Raw genomic sequence first — 17,129 nt, 5'->3', positions numbered from 1 at the left:
GCATGCCTGAAACCACAACGACTGTTTTTGATCCTAAATCCTTTCTACGTAATCTAACGACTCGTCCTGGGGTCTATCGGATGTATGCGAGCGATGGCCAGTTGCTCTATGTTGGCAAGGCGAAAAACCTCAAGAGCCGCGTCTCCAGCTATTTTCGCGCCAGCGGCCTAACCAACAAGACGGTCGCCTTGGTCAGCAAGATACAGTCGATTGAAATTGCCATCACTCACAGTGAAACCGAAGCCCTCCTATTAGAACAGACCCTAATCAGCAAGCATCGACCGCCTTACAATATTTTACTGGTCGATGATAAGTCCTATCCCTATCTAAAATTGTCAAAACAGCACAACCGGCCTGGTCTGTATTTGCATCGTGGCGCGCGCAACACCCAGGATGAGTATTTCGGCCCGTTTCCCAGCGCTACGGCAGTGCGCGAAAGCCTAATTTTACTGCAAAAAGCCTTTCGCATCCGCCAATGCGAAGACAGCGTTTACGCCAATCGCCAAAAACCCTGTCTGCAGTACCAGATCAAGCGCTGTAAGGCCCCCTGCGTCGGCCTGGTCTCGGACGACGAATATCAACAAGATCTCGACAAAACTCGGGCCTTTTTGCAAGGCAAAAGCCAGGAGTTAATCGACACCATTGAGATCGAAATGGATCAGGCGGCCGCGCAATACGATTACGAACATGCCGCGGAGTTTCGCGATCAGCTGATGTTTTTGCGCAAGGTCCAAGAGCAACAATATGTTTCCGGGGCCAAGGGCAATGTCGATGTCTTTGCCGTGGTAAAACAAGCCTCCGGTGTCTGCATCCATTTTTTAATGGTGCGCGATGGACGCATGATCGGTAGCCGGAGTTTCTTTCCCAAGCCAGGTATCGAAGATGATGAAAAGCTGATTATGACCGGTTTTTTGGCGCAATATTATTTGGTTCGTCAGCATGGTGACTGCCCCAGTCAGATCCTTTCCAATGTACCGATCCCCGATGCCCAATCTCTGGCTGCGGCGATTAAGGAGCAATATCACAAGAGCGTGACGATCCAAAGCGCCGTGCGCACCACCAGTGCCAAGTGGTTAGATCTGGCGCAGACCAATGCCGCGGAACAACTGCAACTGCGCATGTCGCATGGCGTTCAGGTAACCCAGCGCTTAGAGGCCTTACAGGAGGTGCTGAGCCTGGAACAGATTCCAGAGCGGATCGAATGTTTCGATATATCCCATTCCAGCGGTGAAGCCACCACTGCGTCTTGCGTGATCTACGATCGCGATGGACCCAATAAGTCGCTTTACCGCAAGTTTAATATTGAAAATGTCGCCGCCGGTGATGACTATGCGGCCATGGCGCAAGCCATTCAACGGCGCTATGCCCGGCTGCAGAAGGAAGAAACCCGATTGCCCGACCTGTTAATCGTCGATGGCGGTAAGGGCCAGATGAGTATGGCCCGTGAGGTTATGAACGAGCTGGGTATTGCAATTCCGCTGTTAGGGATCGCCAAGGGGGAAACCCGGAAGCCGGGCATGGAGACCTTGTTTTTTGAAACACCGGATCAGGTCATTCTGTTACCAAACTTTTCACCGGCCCTGCATTTGATCCAGCATATTCGCGACGAGGCGCATCGTTTTGCCATTACCGGACATCGAGCCAGGCGCGGCAAGGCACGTCTGGGGTCGGTCTTAGATGAGGTACCACAGGTCGGACCGGGGCGCAGAAGGGCACTGATCCGCCATTTTGGCAGCGCCATTGCGGTTAAGTCGGCCAGTGTCGATGAAATCACCAAGGTCAGCGGTATTTCCAAGACATTGGCTCAAGATATCTATAATTTTTTACATTCGGGCTAATCAAGACATTCTTGTGTACGGCGAGGTGTCCAAAGCCCCCTTAGAGTGTTTATAATGCCGCATCTTAATATGCGGTAACGTCATGAATATCCCAAATCTCCTCACCTTGCTCAGACTGCTTCTCATTCCCGTCTGTGTGGGTGTCTATTACTCGCCGTACGCTTGGGCTTATATGGCCACTGCCATTCTCTTTACCATTGCGGCCATAACAGATTGGTTTGACGGCTATTTAGCACGTAAATGGGGTCAGATGACCGCTTTTGGGGCCTTTTTGGACCCGGTAGCCGATAAGTTAATCGTGGCCTCCGTCTTGGTTGTCTTAGTTGAACGCCATGAAACGGTCTGGTTAACCATTCCGGCGGTCATTATCATCGGCCGTGAAATTGTTATTTCGGCGTTGCGCGAGTGGATGGCCGAAGCCGGCAAACGCGCCAGTGTGGCCGTTAATATGCTCGGCAAGCTGAAAACAACGGTACAGATGGTGTCGATCATTGTCTTGCTGAGCCAGGTGCCGGGTACCATTATTGCCAATTTGGGATTGGCGGCCTTGCAGTTGGCTGCGGTTCTGACCCTCTGGTCGATGATTGTATATTTGCGGGCCGCCTGGCAGGATCTAAAACCAAAGTCGTCCTAAGTGCTTAAAATTTAAAGGAAAAAGTGTTTGACATTCGAGGGCGCTGGTATAAAATGCGCCCCACGTTGCTAGGGCGAAAGCCGCTAAAAACGGGATTTTTAACGCGGGAATAGCTCAGTGGTAGAGCACAACCTTGCCAAGGTTGGGGTCGGGAGTTCGAATCTCCTTTCCCGCTCCAAAAATCCGCTAGATCTTCGGTTCTACCAGTAAGAAGTAACTTGGTTTGTAACACCAGTTAGTAATTGTCGGCTCGATTGGCATTGCTTCATACTCTAAGGACTGACCAGCGGCACACTGGTTAAAATATGCAAGTTTGGCGCGGTGGCAGAGTGGTCATGTAGCGGACTGCAACTCCGCGTACGCCGGTTCGATTCCGACCCGCGCCTCCACCCTTTCTCAGGGTTTAAATGAGTCTCAGAATTTTTAATCGTCATTTCCTGGTCTGTTGTTATTGCAACCAGTTTGCCGACGCATGACCACTGACTCCGTGGTAAAAGGAGTAGTCAGACGGCGACGTCTAAGTCTTTTGCGGGTGTGGTGGAATCGGTAGACACACAAGACTTAAAATCTTGCGACTTAACAGTCGTGCCGGTTCAAGTCCGGCCACCCGCACCATCTTCATCCTCCTCTAGCGTCATTCTATTGCTTAAGGCCTCCGCCTCTAGGCGACTTTTGTTGTCTGCTTGGAAAATGCGCAGTTATATCGTGCCGACGACGGGCTTCAGCTATTCAAGCAGGATCCTCGTTGCTACTCAAAAGGTGGCTGGACTTGTCGGTGCAGCAGTGACACTCTGCTCATCAGTTGCCCTCTGTGCGCAACAAACAGTCGGCGGTGCGATGACGGCCCGTTTATCAATACTTTTTCGAGGTTGCCCATGGCGCAGCACACTATTGTTGGCGGCGGAATCATCGGTTTGATGTGCGCCTACTATCTGTCTGAGGCCGGTCGCCAAGTGACGGTAATAGATCGCTTGGTACCGGGCGACGACGGCCAGGCCTCATACGGTAACGCGGGGGTCCTGGCGGTGGGCAGTGTTATGCCGCTGGGTGAGCCGGGTTTAATCTGGCAAGGCTTGAAGATGCTGGTCACGGCCGACTCCAGCCTATCTATACCCTGGCGTTATCGCTTGGCAATCATGCCTTGGTTGGTGCGCCTGTTACGCGAGTCGAGCGCGCATCGGCAGGATCAAAATGCCCAGGCGATCAGCAAATTAAATGCCTTGTCGAACCGCAATTGGCGCGCACTGATATCGGACCTCAATCTGCAGGATGAATTTCGCGATAGCGGCTGGTTGAAGTTGTTTGAAAGCGATGCCGCCATGGCTGCCATGGCGACTCAAAAACCTTATCTGGACGCCGTTGGGCTGAGCTATCAACAATTGACCGCCGATGAAGTGCGTCAACTCGAACCCTCATTGGGCCACCAGTTTCGCCACGGCATGTTGCAAAGCCAAGCGCAAACCATACGCCAACCGCATAGGCTCTTGATACGCTTGGCGGATCAGTTGCAGCGCCGGGGGGTGATCTTCCTGCAAGGTGAAGCCCGCGAAATCAAGCCGGAAGCGGACCAGTTTGTCGTCACCGGTCCAGATCTCAAGCATCGCTGCAGCGCCTTAACGGTCTGTGCTGGGGCCTGGTCACAGCGCTTATTGGCCACCCTGGGTGATACTTTCCCCCTGGAAACAGAGCGCGGTTATCACCTGCAGTTTAGCGGCCACAGTGAACTCTCGCGTTCGGTGATGCATATGGAAAAACATCTGGTGCTGTCGCCTATGGATGACGGTTTACGGATGACCGCTGGAGTAGAATTAGCCGGCTTGGACGCCCCGGCGGACTTTGCTTGGGTGCGCCGTAAAGTGGCCATCGCGCGGCAGATCTTGCCCTCTGTCGACTTTACCGAACAATCGACCTGGCTAGGTTTTCGGCCCTCGTTACCAGACTCCGTTCCGGTCATCGGCGCCCATCCGCGTTGGCCGAACCTAACCCTGGCCTTCGGCCATGGCCACCTAGGGATGACTCAGAGTGCCGCCACTGGGCATTTGCTCGCGCAAACGATTCAAGGGCTACCCAGTGATATTCCAATCGGGCCTTATCGAGCGGACCGGTTTTAGCCGGTCTAGCTTCTGATACTTATGTACTAAATTAAAAAGCTATTTCCAGCTGTTGATCCCGGAATTGTGCCTGGTTGCCGGCCGAAAACACCAAGGCTTGGCAGCCTAGGGGCGACTCATTTAATAACACCTCGGGCAGCTCATCAACGCTGTTTGACCACACCGCCACGATCGAGCTTTTGCCATTTTGCACGCAACGTTGGATATATCGAGTTGTGGCCTCACTGTTTTGGGCCAAGCGGATGATCCGAACATAATAGTCCCCGAGCCCAATTTCATTCAGATACTGATCATTGGGAATGAAGGGTGGATTGATTAGGGTAACCCATTGACGCTTATTAGCGTTGGCGCGCATCGATGCAATCAGATGGTGCCATTGATTCAGTAATGGGGAGTCATAGGCATGGAACTCCACAAAGGATCTGGCTTTTTTGCCCATGGAGAGCAAAAAGTGTTGGTTAAGCTGGGCATGTTGCTGAGCGGCTATCATATCGACCTCTATACTGTATGAAATTCCAGTACCTGTATTTATATACAGCTTTCAGTGGGAAGTCAAAAAAAAGAGCCCGTTACGGCTCTCTTTATTGGCCGCCGCTTAGCGACGTCGAAAGAGCGGTTGGCTTTGTTGCACATCGGCCTGATAATTGACGGGCAGGGCGGCTCGTATTAACAAGGCTGTCTGTTGCTCTGCGGCACTTCGGCAAGCAAAGGCATTAAAGCCACAGCGCTCTAAATAGCCGACTTGGTCGGGCATAAAGTCTCCGGTAGCACGTATTTCACCGCTATAACCAAACTGCTCGCGCAGTTGACGGGCGTAACTGAAGGCACGGCCATCGGCGACCTTACCGAACTGAAAAGCGACCACGGCAATCGTTGGCAAATAGTCTATTAGACCGCTTAGGTCTTCATTTTCCCGAATATAAACCCCCAGTTCGGCCGTTGCTTGGCAAAGCTCAGGCCCCCGTTCGGTCCACAATGAAACCGGCAGGAGCGATCCGTTGGGCAGGTTAGCACTGTAATCGCCTGCAAGTATTTGCCAAGGGTCATGAGCGATCCGTACCCCGTCCTTAATGAGATGGTGCATAAACAGCCTCCTTAAAAGGTGTTAGCCCGATGCGCTGAACCACGTCGATAAAGGGTTCTTGCGGCTGACGTTGGGCTAAGAAGACATCTATCACCTGCTGCACGACCTCGGTAATATGGTCGGCCTTAACTGAAGGCCCCAATATCTTGCCAACTCGACCATCGATGCCGCTATCCCCGCCCAGTGAGACTTGATAAAATTCCTCGCCCTTTTTGTCGACCCCTAAGATACCGATATGGCCGATATGGTGATGGCCACAAGCGTTCATACAACCGGATATATTCAGATCGATATTGCCCAGGTCGTGGAGATAGTCCAGATCATCAAACTGTAACTGGATCGCCTCGGCTATGGGGATCGACTTGGCATTGGCCAGGGCGCAGAAGTCACCCCCAGGGCAGCAAATTACATCATTTAGGGTGCCAACCGTCGGATCGGCAAAGCCCAGTTGATCGAGTCGTTGCCAGAGAATCAGTAGGTCAGCTTGTTTGACGTCGGCGAGGATAAGGTTTTGTTGGTGACTCACTCGTAGCTCGCCAAAGGAGTACTGATCGGCCAAGTCCGCCACCACGTCTAATTGTTCCGCGGTCGCATCGCCAGGGGCATATCCGGTCTTTTTCAGTGCCAAGGTTACCGCGGCGTAGCCGGGTTGCTTGTGCGCCTCGACATTATAGCTCAACCACTTGTTAAAACCGTCGTGGGCAAAGCGCTGCTGCCCTAGCAGGTCGCTTTGATCGGTTAGGGCAGCATAGTTCGGATCGGTAAAGAATTGCCCGACTCGATCAATTTCAGCATCGGTTAGCGTCGCGGCGCCACCCTTATTGACCTGCCACTGCTCTTCGACCATAGCCTTAAAAGCGTCGATGCCGAGGGCCTTAACTAAAATCTTAATTCGAGCCTTGTATTTATTGTCTCGACGACCGTTCAGGTTGTATACCCGTAGAATTGCTTCCAAGTAGGTCAGCAGGTCTTCCTTGGGCAAAAAGGCGCGTATTTCTTGCCCAGGAAGGGGCGTACGCCCAAGTCCGCCGCCCACGAATACCTGAAAACCCACGACGCCATCGGCATTTTTAACCAACTGCAGGCCTATATCGTGGAAGCGGATCGCGGCCCTGTCGGTCGTGGTGGCTGCATTGACGGCAATTTTAAATTTGCGCGGTAAATAGGCAAATTCTGGGTGTAAGGTCGACCATTGGCGGATAATTTCACACCAGGGACGTGGATCTTCGACCTCATCGGGCATAACCCCAGCAAATTGGTCCGTGGTGGTGTTACGGATACAGTTACCCGACGTTTGTATCGCATGCATTTGCACAGCGGCCAATTCGGCCAAGATATCGGGTACATCTTCCAGCGCCGGCCAATTCAATTGAATGTTCTGCCGGGTGGTGAAATGGACATAACCCTTATCGAATTGCCGACTGACATCAGCAATGGTGCGCAACTGGCGAGCGGACATCAAACCATAGGGTACGGCGATGCGCAGCATCGGCGCATGACGCTGCACATAGAGACCATTTTGCAGGCGCAGCGGCAGAAATTCTTCGGGTTTTAAATCACCAGTCAGGAAGCGCTCCGTCTGTTCTCGGAACTGCGCAACGCGTTGATCAACGATTTGTTGGTCATACGAGTCGTAAACGTACATGTAGCACCCTCATCAGAAACGGAAATCAAGCCGATCGACCACAGCCGACCCTATATCCACGTACTATACAGAAGGTTCTTTATTCTCTGAAGTATTAAAGTTTCATAATTTAAGACGATAACGTTATATAAAGCGGGTTGCGGAACGTATCAAAAGCCTATTAAATGCTCTGCGAGCACCTACCTATAAGTCGGTGAAACGGGTTAGATCAAAAAAACAAGAAAGAGAGAGAATATGTCCATTAGCAAATCAAAAATGAGCGATTCACAAGCCGATGCGATTGCCGCGGTTGTTGTCATCTTTACCGTGGTTGTGACGGCCGTCTATTGGGTTGCTGGGGTCTAGATTCGCCACCTTGCATGCATTACAAAAAAAAGGGCTGAAGCCCTTTTTTTTGTTTCGGCCCGGCAGATTTTGCATGCGCAGCGCTTAGGCGACTATGCTTACCAGCGCAATTAAGCCACCGACAAACAAGACCGTAAAGATCAGGCCGCCCGCCACGAATGGCCAAATGCTCGGGCTTGCAAAGTCCTGTAGTCTATTTCGGTTGCTCTGGACACCAATAACAGCCGACAAAACACTTTTCGTTACTTGCCAAAATCCGGGTTTGTTCAACTTAATCATAAAGCACCTTTCGAATTAGCGACATTGAGCGACATTAACAATAAAAGTTGTGACAACTGTTACCAAAATGGCGCATATTCACAGTATAAGTCTATTGCAGGCATTTTATTGCAACTTGTTAAGATACAAAAGAATTTTTCGATATCCTGATGACGGCGTCACAGCGCCAGACAACTCGACTATAACAATAATACAGAGGCTATTATGTCCACAGTGCTAACGAACAGCCATGACGAATTGATGGAATCCTTGTTTCAACATCTCAGGTCACACTTTCCTGAAGAGCATCAAAAGGATCTCAATAACCTCATCACAGGTCTGTTCCGCCACGCCGGTATGCGAGATTTGGTTAAGTACGATTTGTCCGATCTAGCCGGTATGGTCGTGACCCTTTGGCGCACACTGCAAGCAAGACCGTCTCACCGTGCCAGTATCCAGGTGATTAACCCCAATGTTGAAGAACATGAATGGCAAAGCCAGCACACTATAGTATCGATTTTGCACAATGACCTGCCATTCGTCATCGATTCCGCTCGCTTAGCGTTAAATAAGCTTGGCCTAAACATCCATGCCGTCTTCTACGGCACCTTTTCGGTTATTCGCACCGAGGCAGGCCAGTTCAGTGGCTTCGGGCCAGAAGGCACCAAGGAATTACTACTCTGTCTGGAAATGGACCGCACCTCTATTTCCGAGCAACGTCAGGCCGTCGAAAGCGCATTGTCTGAGGTGATGGACGACGTTATCTATGTCGTCGATGACTTCCCAAAAATGATGGCTAAAACCCAGGAAGTGGTCGCAGACCTTGAGCGCAAGAAATACCCATTCAGTGCGCAGGCATTGGCAGAAGCCAGCGTGTTTATGCAGTGGATCGCTAACAATCACTTCAGCTTTCTAGCCTATGATGAGTATGTTATCGAGGACGGCATGGTAAAGCAGGTCCCCGGGACTGAATTGGGCCTCTTTAAGAAGAACCACAATCGGCGCAGTGAGTCGATTGATGCCATGTCTCAGGAACGTCGAGATCATGTGTTTAAGCAGGAATTATTGATCTTTACTAAGTCCGGGCGCCGATCCACCGTGCATCGCTCGGCTTATTCAGACTATATATTGGTGAAAGAATTCAATGATCAGGGCGAAGTTGTGGGTGGGCGTCGATTTTTAGGGCTCTATACCTCATCGGTTTACAATGAAACACCGCAAAACATCCCCGTTGTGCGCCGTAAAATACTTAAAGTCTTGGTTAACAGCGGCTTCACCGCCGGCGGTCATGCTTACAAAGAGCTTGCCGCAATCCTCTATAATTTCCCACGTGACGAGTTGATTCAAAGCGATGAAGATACCCTGTTGCGGGTGTCCAGCGACGTGCAATCGATTCAGGAACGGAAACAGATTCGCTTGTTTTTGCGTAAAGATGCTTACGGAAAATTTCTCAATGCGGTCGTTTATATGCCCAGAGATATTTTCAATACCCAAATTCGGATTAAGGTTCATGACATGTTGGCGGAATATTTTTCCGTCGAAGGGTCAGATTACACCACCATTTTCAGTGAGTCGGTGCTGGCTCGATCCCGCTTTGTCTTTAAATTAGCCGCACCACTTGATGTGTTACCGCCGGTAGAGCTGTTGGAGAGCCGGATCGTGCAGATTGCCAAGCGCTGGACCGATGACCTGCAACATGCATTGGTAGAGTCCTTTGGCGAAGAGAAGGGCATCCGTCTCTATCATTCTTACGAGTATGCCTTTCCATCTGGTTATACCGAAGAGTACAGCGCGCGCGTTGCGGTGGCGGATATACAACGGATTGAGAGCTTGCACACTAATCCGGATGAACAGATTACGCTGAGTTTTTTCAGCTCCATCGAACCCAACGGTTCGATACTCAAGATGAAAATATTTAACAAGGGCCAAGCGCTCCTGTTGTCGGATTTAATACCTATCTTAGAAAATCTGGGTTTAAAGGTTATCGATGAATTTCCTTTTGATATCAATCACCCGGAAAATGGCTGCACCTGGATCTATGACTTTAATCTGCTCTATGAGCCCGATGCCAACCTAGATCCGGCCCAATATCGAGAAGAATTTTCCAAGGCGTTCTTGAACGTTTGGAAGGGTCGCGCCGAAAACGATCAGTTTAACCGACTTATTTTGCGCGCCAAATTAACCTGGCGTGAAGTGGCCATGTTGCGCGGCTACGCCAAATATATGAAACAGATTCGCTTCGGTCTTAGTCTGGAATATATAGCGGAGACCTTGATTCGTTATTCGGAACTGACTGACCACCTGTCGGAATTGTTTTCTGCCCGCTTCAATCCCGACAAGCAAAGCGATGTCGGCATGGTCGAGCGTTGGGTCGAAAAGATTGAACTGTTGCTCGAAGATGTCAACAATATCAACGAAGATCGCATTATTCGGCGTTATATTGAATTGATCTTGGCCACCGTTCGGACCAACTTCTATCAGGAAGATGCGGCCGGGCTGCGCAAGGAATATATCAGTTTTAAACTCAATTCCAGCCAAATCAGCGATATTCCCCTGCCCAAACCCAAGTTTGAAATCTTCGTCTATTCGCCGCGCATCGAAGGGGTGCATTTACGCGGCGGCAGTGTTGCTCGAGGCGGCCTGCGCTGGTCCGATCGAAACGAGGATTTCCGAACCGAAGTGCTCGGACTGGTCAAGGCCCAGCAGGTCAAGAATGCGGTTATCGTGCCGGTTGGTGCCAAAGGTGGCTTTGTTGCTAAGCAATTACCACCACCATCGGATCGGGATGCCTTTTTTAAAGAGGGCATTGCCTGTTATAAAACCTTTATTCGGGGTCTGCTCGATATCACCGATAACTTGGTGGACAATGCGGTCAGCCCGCCAAAACAGGTCGTCCGCTACGATAAGGACGACCCCTATATGGTCGTCGCGGCCGACAAGGGCACGGCGACCTTTTCCGATATTGCCAACAGCGTGGCAAAAGAATACAACTTCTGGCTCGGAGACGCCTTTGCATCGGGTGGTTCGTTTGGCTACGACCACAAGAAAATGGCGATCACGGCCCGAGGCGCTTGGGTTAGCGTACAACGTCATTTCCGCGAAATGGATATCAATGTCCAAGATGACCCCATTACCGTCGTCGGTATCGGCGATATGGCGGGGGATGTCTTTGGCAATGGTCTACTGCGCTCGCAGACGGTTAAGTTGGTCGGTGCCTTTAACCATATGCATATTTTTATAGACCCCAACCCGGATGCGGCCGTCAGTTTCAAGGAACGTCAGCGACTTTTTGACTTGCCCCGTTCCAGCTGGGAGGACTATAACGCTAAGCTGATGTCGAAAGGCGGCGGCATCTTCAGTCGCAGTTCGAAATCGATTCCGGTTAGTAAGGAAATGACGGCCCTCTTTGAACTGACGGTAAGCAAAATATCGCCTACCGACCTGATGATCGCCATGCTTAAAGCGCCGGTTGATCTGCTCTGGAATGGCGGTATTGGCACCTATGTTAAGGCCACATCGGAAAATCACTTGGACATCGGCGATAAGGCCAACGATGCCTTACGCATCAATGGCAATGAATTGCGCTGCAAGGTGATTGGCGAGGGCGGTAACTTAGGCTTTAGCCAGCTCGGACGCATCGAATACAATCTCAATGGCGGGCGCAGTTTTACCGACTTTATCGATAATGCCGGCGGGGTTGATTGCTCGGACCATGAAGTGAATATGAAGATCTTGTTGGACGAAATGGTCGCCAATGGCGACATGACCGTTAAACAACGCAACTCAACCTTGGAAAAGCTGACCGAAGACGTCTCTGAGCTGGTCCTGACGAATAACTACCGCCAGACCCAGGCCTTAGGCATAGCCTTCACTGAGTCCTTTCCGCGTGTTGAAGAATATAGACGCTTGATTCACAACCTTGAAGACGCCGGTAAACTTAACCGCGAACTGGAATTCTTACCCAGCGACGATCTAATTTCCGAACGTAAAGCCAATGGCTTCGGTCTGACTCGTCCCGAATTGGCCGTGTTGATATCCTACGTCAAAGGCGACCTGAAAGAAGTCTTGGCAAAGAAAGAGCTGGCTAATGACGACTTCATTCGCGGCATCGTAGTAACCGAATTCCCAACGGCGATGCAAAAGAAGTTCGGCAAGATGATGAACGAACATCGCCTGCGTAAGGAGATCATCGCCACCCAGGTGGCGAACGATATGATCAACTATATGGGCATTACCTTTTTCAGTCGTTTGCATGAGAGTACCGGCGCATCGCCGATCGAGGCCGCGAAAGCCTATGTCGCGAGTCGCGAGATCTTCGGTTTGCACGACCTGTGGGCTGAAATTGAAGCCTTGGACCACCAGATCTCGGCCGATTTACAGTCGAAAATGATGCTCATCACTATGCGGATGGTGCGTCGCAGTTCGCGCTGGTTGATTAAAAACTTCCGTTCTGGCATCGACATCGCCAATGTGATTGCGCTTTTCAAACAACCGTTACAGGAAATGGCGGGCAGCTTAGAGCAGGTATTGTCGCCTGAACAAAACGATGTCTGGTTGGCCGATGCTCAGAAAATGATCGACGTCGGCGTACCCGAGAGCCTGGCCAAGCGCATCGCCGCCGCCGATCTGATGTATACCTCTCTGGGTGTGGTCGCTGTCGCGCAAAGCCTGAAGCGCGACTCGTTGGCGGTCGCTAACGGATATTTCCGCGTCGGTGAATCGCTTGGTCTGGAACTCTTTTCCCGACAGGTCAATTCTCTCAAGGTGATGACCCATTGGCAGGCCATGGCCCGCGAATCGTTCCGCGATGACCTAGAATGGCAACAACGTCGCATCACCCAGGGTTTATTTATCCAGATGACCGAGACCGATCAGCTCGAGACCACCGTAGACCGGTGGTTGGAGGACAATAAGATTCTGGTCGATCGCTGGTTGCGGATGATGAACGAGATTCGTGCCGTAAGCGAACCGGAATTCAGCATGTACAGCGTCGCGATTCGAGAACTGCTGGATCTGTCTCAGGCCACCATGCCGGAACTCTAAGTCCGGGCCAAGTTAGGGTACTGGCGCTGACCCTCGGTCGAGCAAAAGTGCCCTTGTTTTTTGCGTAACTTTTATTAGATAATAGAACCATCAAGCCTAATAGCGCTACTCGACAGAACCCTAACCATGCCCGCCATACCAGCCTCTAAAAGTACCCTAATTGTTGATCTGGTGATCAGCGCCGATGAATACCTAAAGCACTATAAGGGCTCAGTTACCCAGGTTTCAGCCTTTTCACAAGATGGCCGTCGGGTACGTTTTCCTACCGCAATTTTGCAACCCTTTGTAACGCGTGAAGGCATTCGGGGCAGCTTTGCCATTCATTTCGATGCCGAACACAAGTTCGTTAACATTGTGAAGGTCGGTTGATCCCGTTCTGTCAACCGCCGTCAAAGTCAGTATAATCCGGCTCACTTAGCCTGGGAGAAACACATGTATTCCGTCTTACGAAAAGCACTATTTTTGTTATCTGGTGAAACGGCACACGAACTCTCCATGGATAGCCTGGGAGCCCTGTCGCGGTTGCGTTTGACGGGCCTCTTACCCAAGCCCACGCAGCAGAAAGCCGTCACTGTATTTGGCCTGGAATTCCCTAACGCGGTCGGTCTTGCCGCCGGCTTGGACAAGAACGGCGATTATATCGATGCCTTGGGGGCCTTGGGCTTTGGTTTTATTGAGGTCGGCACCGTGACGCCGAAGGCTCAACCGGGCAATGCCTTACCGCGTATTTTTCGCATCCCCGAAAAAGAAGCCATTATCAATCGCATGGGCTTCAACAATAAGGGGGTCGACTACCTGGTTGAGCGCGTCAAACGAACGACCTATAAGGGCGTTGTCGGTATTAATATCGGTAAAAACAAGGACACCCCCGAGGACCAGGCCGTGGATGACTATCTCTATTGCTTGGATCGGGTCTATGAGGTGGCAGACTATATAGTGATCAACCTGTCCTCGCCCAATACCCCGGGGCTGCGGAACCTGCAATTTGGCGATAATTTGAGTCAACTGCTTAGCGCCCTCAAGCAGCGCCAACAGGCGCTGGATCAAACCCTTAGGCACACCCCTATCTTGATCAAGATCGCGCCAGACTTAACCGATGAGGAGGTGCAGACATTGGCCAGCACCTTCAATGAACTTGAGGTTGAGGGGGTTATTGCCACCAATACCACTGTGTCACGCGAAGAGGTCGGCGGTTTTCAATATGCCGATGAGGCCGGGGGCTTGTCCGGTGCGCCGGTGCGAGAGCAAGCGAATCATGTTTTGAAGCTGTTTCGCGAACGACTCGACAGCAAAATACCCCTAATAGGGGTCGGCGGGATTATGTCGCCCCATGAGGCGGAAGAAAAGCTCAGAGTCGGGGCCGATTTGGTGCAGCTCTATACCGGCTTTATTTACCATGGTCCGACCTTGGTCAGACAGGCCATCGAGCGCGTGGCTCGGCTCTAATCTTAAAACAACGATCTTAGCGCCATAAAAAAAGCCAGCATTTGCTGGCTTTTTTTATCGAGCTTCGTTCTCTTTAATGATGAATGACAACTTCATTGACGCGATGGATACCGCTAACGCCGGTGTAGCCGTCCCAATGGTCGCTGCGTCCTTCACGCCAGCCGTTGATCCATTGTTGATGCTCCGGCCCTTCTTCTTTAGGGCATAACTCTTTAGATCTGCCTTCTACTCCGGCCATATATCCCTTTTGAAAAGCTCTTTCCATCATGTCTCTTTTTTGTCGTTTCATAGGTGTGCCTCGTACATTGTTGCTTCTAAAGTCTGGAACGCAAAGGAAACACGTTCCAAGTGAAAGCTAAAGATGTGCTACTGTTGTAACTAATTAAGGACGTACGTGTCGATGAACAATATAATCTAAACATCGATTTTTATATGAATAGTATATATAAGAAGAAATCGAATACTGGCACGCCCATTTAGCGGGCTGCTTAGGACGATTCCCGACCCTTACAAAAGCTTACATATACGAATAAACACTAATTAATATATTTTTTATAGAGAATCTGTCTAAAAATGACTAACACACAAACATTTCGATTCTGGGTCACTTGCCCACAGGGTGTAACCGGGCTACTCAGGCAAGAAATTGAAGGCATTTGCGCGGTTAAAACCGGGGATTGGCACAAGGGTGTAACCTTTGAGGGGCCCTTGATCGATGCCTATCGAGTGTGTTTATGGAGTCGTTTGGCCAACCGCGTCTTTCTCGCGCTGGATGAAACCAGTGATGTCTCCTTTGTGGCCCTAGAGCGCATGGTGACGTCGGTCGATTGGGATCAGCATGTCAGGCCAACGGGTTCTCTCAAGGTCAATTTTTCCGGCTATTTGCCAGAAATTCGCGATACCCGCTTCGGCGCGCAAAAGGTTAAGGACTGGGTGGTCGATCAGTTCCGTGCCCGACACGGCACCCGTCCAGATGTAGCTCAAGATCCAGATTTAACCATCTATGCTCAGGTCGCTAAAAAGAAAATGTTCCTCGGCATCGAGCTAACCGGTGATTCCTTGCATCGCCGTGGTTACCGCCAATCGACCGGGCCGGCCCCGATCAAAGAAAATCTCGCTGCGGCACTGCTGTGTGCCGCCGATTGGCCCGCCATGGCACGCGAGAAACAGTCCTTCTTAGATCTGATGTGCGGTTCCGGTACGCTGGTCATTGAGGCGGCGATGATTGCCGCCGACTACGCACCCGGTTTGGGCCGCGCACGTTTCGGCTTTGAAGGCTGGCTACAACATGCGCATGAGGATTGGCAGACGGTACAGCAGGATGCCCGCGCACGACGCTTGGTCGGTATTGAGCAGATGCCACCGATTCTGGGCTACGACAGCGATGCTGGCGTGATTGCGCAGGCCAATGAGACCCTAGAGAAATTGGGTCTGGCCGAACAGGTGCGTTGTTATTACAAAGACCTAGATGACTGGACTCTGCCAACCCATTGGCCGTTAAAGCCAGGCCTATGGTTGTCGAACCCACCCTATGGTGAGCGCTTGGGTGATAAGCCAACGCTGCTAAAGACCTACCGCCGTATCGGTGAGATCGCGCGCGGTGAGTTAGAGGGTTGGTCGATGGCTATGTTGACCTCAGAAGATATCCTCGCGCGTGAAATCGGCCTCCGGCCGACGCAGAAACGGACCTTTTACAACGGCGCTATTGAAACGACGCTGTATCGTTATCAGGCCACTCCAGCCGATCAACCACGTGAAAGCACGCTCTCCGCGGGAGCCTCAGAACAGGCTTTGGCCTTTAAAAATAGGGTTGAGAAAAACCTCAAGCAGCTTAAAAAATGGCGCGCTAAAGAGGGCATCGAAGCCTATCGTGTCTACGATGCCGATCTGCCCGACTTTGCCATTGCCGTCGACCATTATGGCGATTGGCTGCATGTGCAGGAATACGCCGCGCCCAAATCGGTACCGGAGCATAAGGCCCAGCAGCGCCTGTTAACGGCGGTCGATCTGTTATCTCAGATCTTCACCATTCCCGTCGCGCAAATCGCGGTGAAGCGCCGCGAGAAGCAGAAGGGCACCAAGCAGTACGAAAAGAATGCACCCTCGGGCCAATTCTTTGATGTCACCGAATACGGCGTCAAGTTGCGCGTCAATTTGCTCGACTATTTGGATACCGGCCTGTTTCTCGATCATCGCAATACCCGCCAGTGGGTGCAGAAAAATGCCCAAGGGCAACGCGTTCTGAACCTATTCTGCTATACCGGCAGTTTTTCGTCCCACGCCTTGCTGGGCGGGGCGATCAAGACGGTTAGCGTGGATTTGTCCAAGACCTATCTGAAGTGGGCGCGCGATAATCTTGAGATGAACGGCGGTAAAGAAGGGCCAAACCATCAGTTTGTGCACGCCGATTGTTTAACCTGGCTAAAGGATTGCAAGGATGCCTTTGATCTGATTATTCTCGATCCGCCAACCTTCAGTAACTCTGCGCGCATGACCGACACACTTGATGTTCAGCGCGATCATGAGTCGATGATCAATGATGCCATGCAGTTGCTCACCGCAGAAGGGGTGCTGGTGTTTTCCAACAACGCCAGGAAGTTTGTCCTTGCCGAGGAACTGAAGGCCCGTTTCCAAGTCAAGGATGTCACGCTGCGCTCGGTACCGAACGATTTCAAACGCGGCTTGCCGCACCAGTGCTTCGAAATCCGCCATCGCTTTGCCTAAG

The 17,129-nt window shown here is 51.3% G+C and carries 12 protein-coding genes and 3 tRNA genes; 10 read left to right on the top strand and 5 right to left on the bottom strand.

From position 1 onward, the window contains the following. The first annotated feature begins 2 nt into the window (after positions 1-2). The 6 genes from uvrC to REIFOR_RS08455 all read left to right on the top strand — a co-directional run bounded on the left by uvrC (position 3) and on the right by REIFOR_RS08455 (position 4,583). Entirely contained in the window at positions 3-1,838 is a 1,836-nt protein-coding gene (uvrC, locus tag REIFOR_RS08480) for an excinuclease ABC subunit UvrC (RefSeq protein WP_100257144.1), read from the top strand. 82 nt (positions 1,839-1,920) lie between these two features. Continuing rightward, positions 1,921-2,472 carry a CDP-diacylglycerol--glycerol-3-phosphate 3-phosphatidyltransferase gene (pgsA, locus tag REIFOR_RS08475; protein WP_100257143.1) on the top strand — a complete coding sequence of 184 codons (552 nt, stop codon included), beginning with the start codon at positions 1,921-1,923 and terminating at the stop codon, positions 2,470-2,472. 103 nt (positions 2,473-2,575) lie between these two features. Continuing rightward, a tRNA-Gly gene (locus REIFOR_RS08470) sits at positions 2,576-2,650 on the top strand. Positions 2,651-2,787: 137 nt separating this feature from the next. Beyond that, positions 2,788-2,861 (top strand) — tRNA-Cys (locus tag REIFOR_RS08465). A 139-nt stretch (positions 2,862-3,000) separates the two neighbouring features. Further along, positions 3,001-3,087: transfer RNA gene (locus tag REIFOR_RS08460), tRNA-Leu, on the top strand. Between the two features lie 260 nt (positions 3,088-3,347). Then, positions 3,348-4,583, top strand: coding sequence for an NAD(P)/FAD-dependent oxidoreductase (locus tag REIFOR_RS08455; protein ID WP_100257142.1), 1,236 nt, complete (start codon positions 3,348-3,350; stop codon positions 4,581-4,583). Positions 4,584-4,614: 31 nt separating this feature from the next. On the opposite strand, the gene REIFOR_RS08450 is transcribed toward REIFOR_RS08455, so the two are convergent. The 4 genes from REIFOR_RS08450 to REIFOR_RS08435 all read right to left on the bottom strand — a co-directional run bounded on the left by REIFOR_RS08450 (position 4,615) and on the right by REIFOR_RS08435 (position 7,936). Further along, the gene (locus REIFOR_RS08450; protein WP_100257141.1) at positions 4,615-5,073 is read right to left on the bottom strand and encodes a hypothetical protein; all 459 of its coding nucleotides are present in this window, start codon (positions 5,071-5,073) and stop codon (positions 4,615-4,617) included. A 105-nt stretch (positions 5,074-5,178) separates the two neighbouring features. Continuing rightward, on the bottom strand, positions 5,179-5,667 hold the full coding sequence (locus REIFOR_RS08445; RefSeq protein ID WP_100257140.1) for a DUF934 domain-containing protein: 489 nt from the start codon (positions 5,665-5,667) through the stop codon (positions 5,179-5,181). After that, on the bottom strand, positions 5,651-7,312 hold the full coding sequence (locus REIFOR_RS08440) for a nitrite/sulfite reductase (protein ID WP_100257139.1): 1,662 nt from the start codon (positions 7,310-7,312) through the stop codon (positions 5,651-5,653). The genes REIFOR_RS08445 and REIFOR_RS08440 overlap by 17 nt, the downstream gene beginning before the upstream one ends. Before the next feature lie 429 nt (positions 7,313-7,741). Further along, positions 7,742-7,936 carry a DUF2970 domain-containing protein gene (locus tag REIFOR_RS08435; RefSeq protein WP_100257138.1) on the bottom strand — a complete coding sequence of 65 codons (195 nt, stop codon included), beginning with the start codon at positions 7,934-7,936 and terminating at the stop codon, positions 7,742-7,744. Between the two features lie 204 nt (positions 7,937-8,140). Between REIFOR_RS08435 and REIFOR_RS08430 the strand changes: the two genes are divergently transcribed. The 3 genes from REIFOR_RS08430 (at position 8,141) to REIFOR_RS08420 (ending at position 14,404) form a co-directional block, all read left to right on the top strand. Further along, positions 8,141-12,958, top strand: a complete 4,818-nt coding sequence (locus tag REIFOR_RS08430; protein ID WP_100257137.1) for an NAD-glutamate dehydrogenase — start codon at positions 8,141-8,143, stop codon at positions 12,956-12,958. A gap of 126 nt (positions 12,959-13,084) precedes the next feature. Then, a complete protein-coding gene (locus tag REIFOR_RS08425; RefSeq protein WP_100257136.1) occupies positions 13,085-13,327 on the top strand; it encodes a DUF2835 domain-containing protein in 243 nt (80 codons plus the stop codon). 63 nt (positions 13,328-13,390) lie between these two features. Continuing rightward, entirely contained in the window at positions 13,391-14,404 is a 1,014-nt protein-coding gene (locus REIFOR_RS08420; RefSeq protein ID WP_100257135.1) for a quinone-dependent dihydroorotate dehydrogenase, read from the top strand. Between the two features lie 73 nt (positions 14,405-14,477). Here the strand turns inward: REIFOR_RS08420 and rmf are convergent, their stop codons facing one another. Continuing rightward, entirely contained in the window at positions 14,478-14,693 is a 216-nt protein-coding gene (gene rmf / locus REIFOR_RS08415; protein WP_100257134.1) for a ribosome modulation factor, read from the bottom strand. A 284-nt stretch (positions 14,694-14,977) separates the two neighbouring features. Here rmf and rlmKL point away from each other — a divergent pair, with 284 nt between their 5' ends. After that, positions 14,978-17,128 (top strand): bifunctional 23S rRNA (guanine(2069)-N(7))-methyltransferase RlmK/23S rRNA (guanine(2445)-N(2))-methyltransferase RlmL, encoded by a 2,151-nt coding sequence (gene rlmKL / locus REIFOR_RS08410; RefSeq protein ID WP_100257133.1) that lies wholly within the window; start codon positions 14,978-14,980, stop codon positions 17,126-17,128. Position 17,129 lies beyond the last annotated feature (1 nt).

This window comes from Reinekea forsetii (assembly GCF_002795845.1).
Taxonomy (GTDB): Bacteria; Pseudomonadota; Gammaproteobacteria; order Pseudomonadales; family Natronospirillaceae; genus Reinekea; species Reinekea forsetii.
This window is presented reverse-complemented; position numbering and strand designations above follow the sequence as displayed.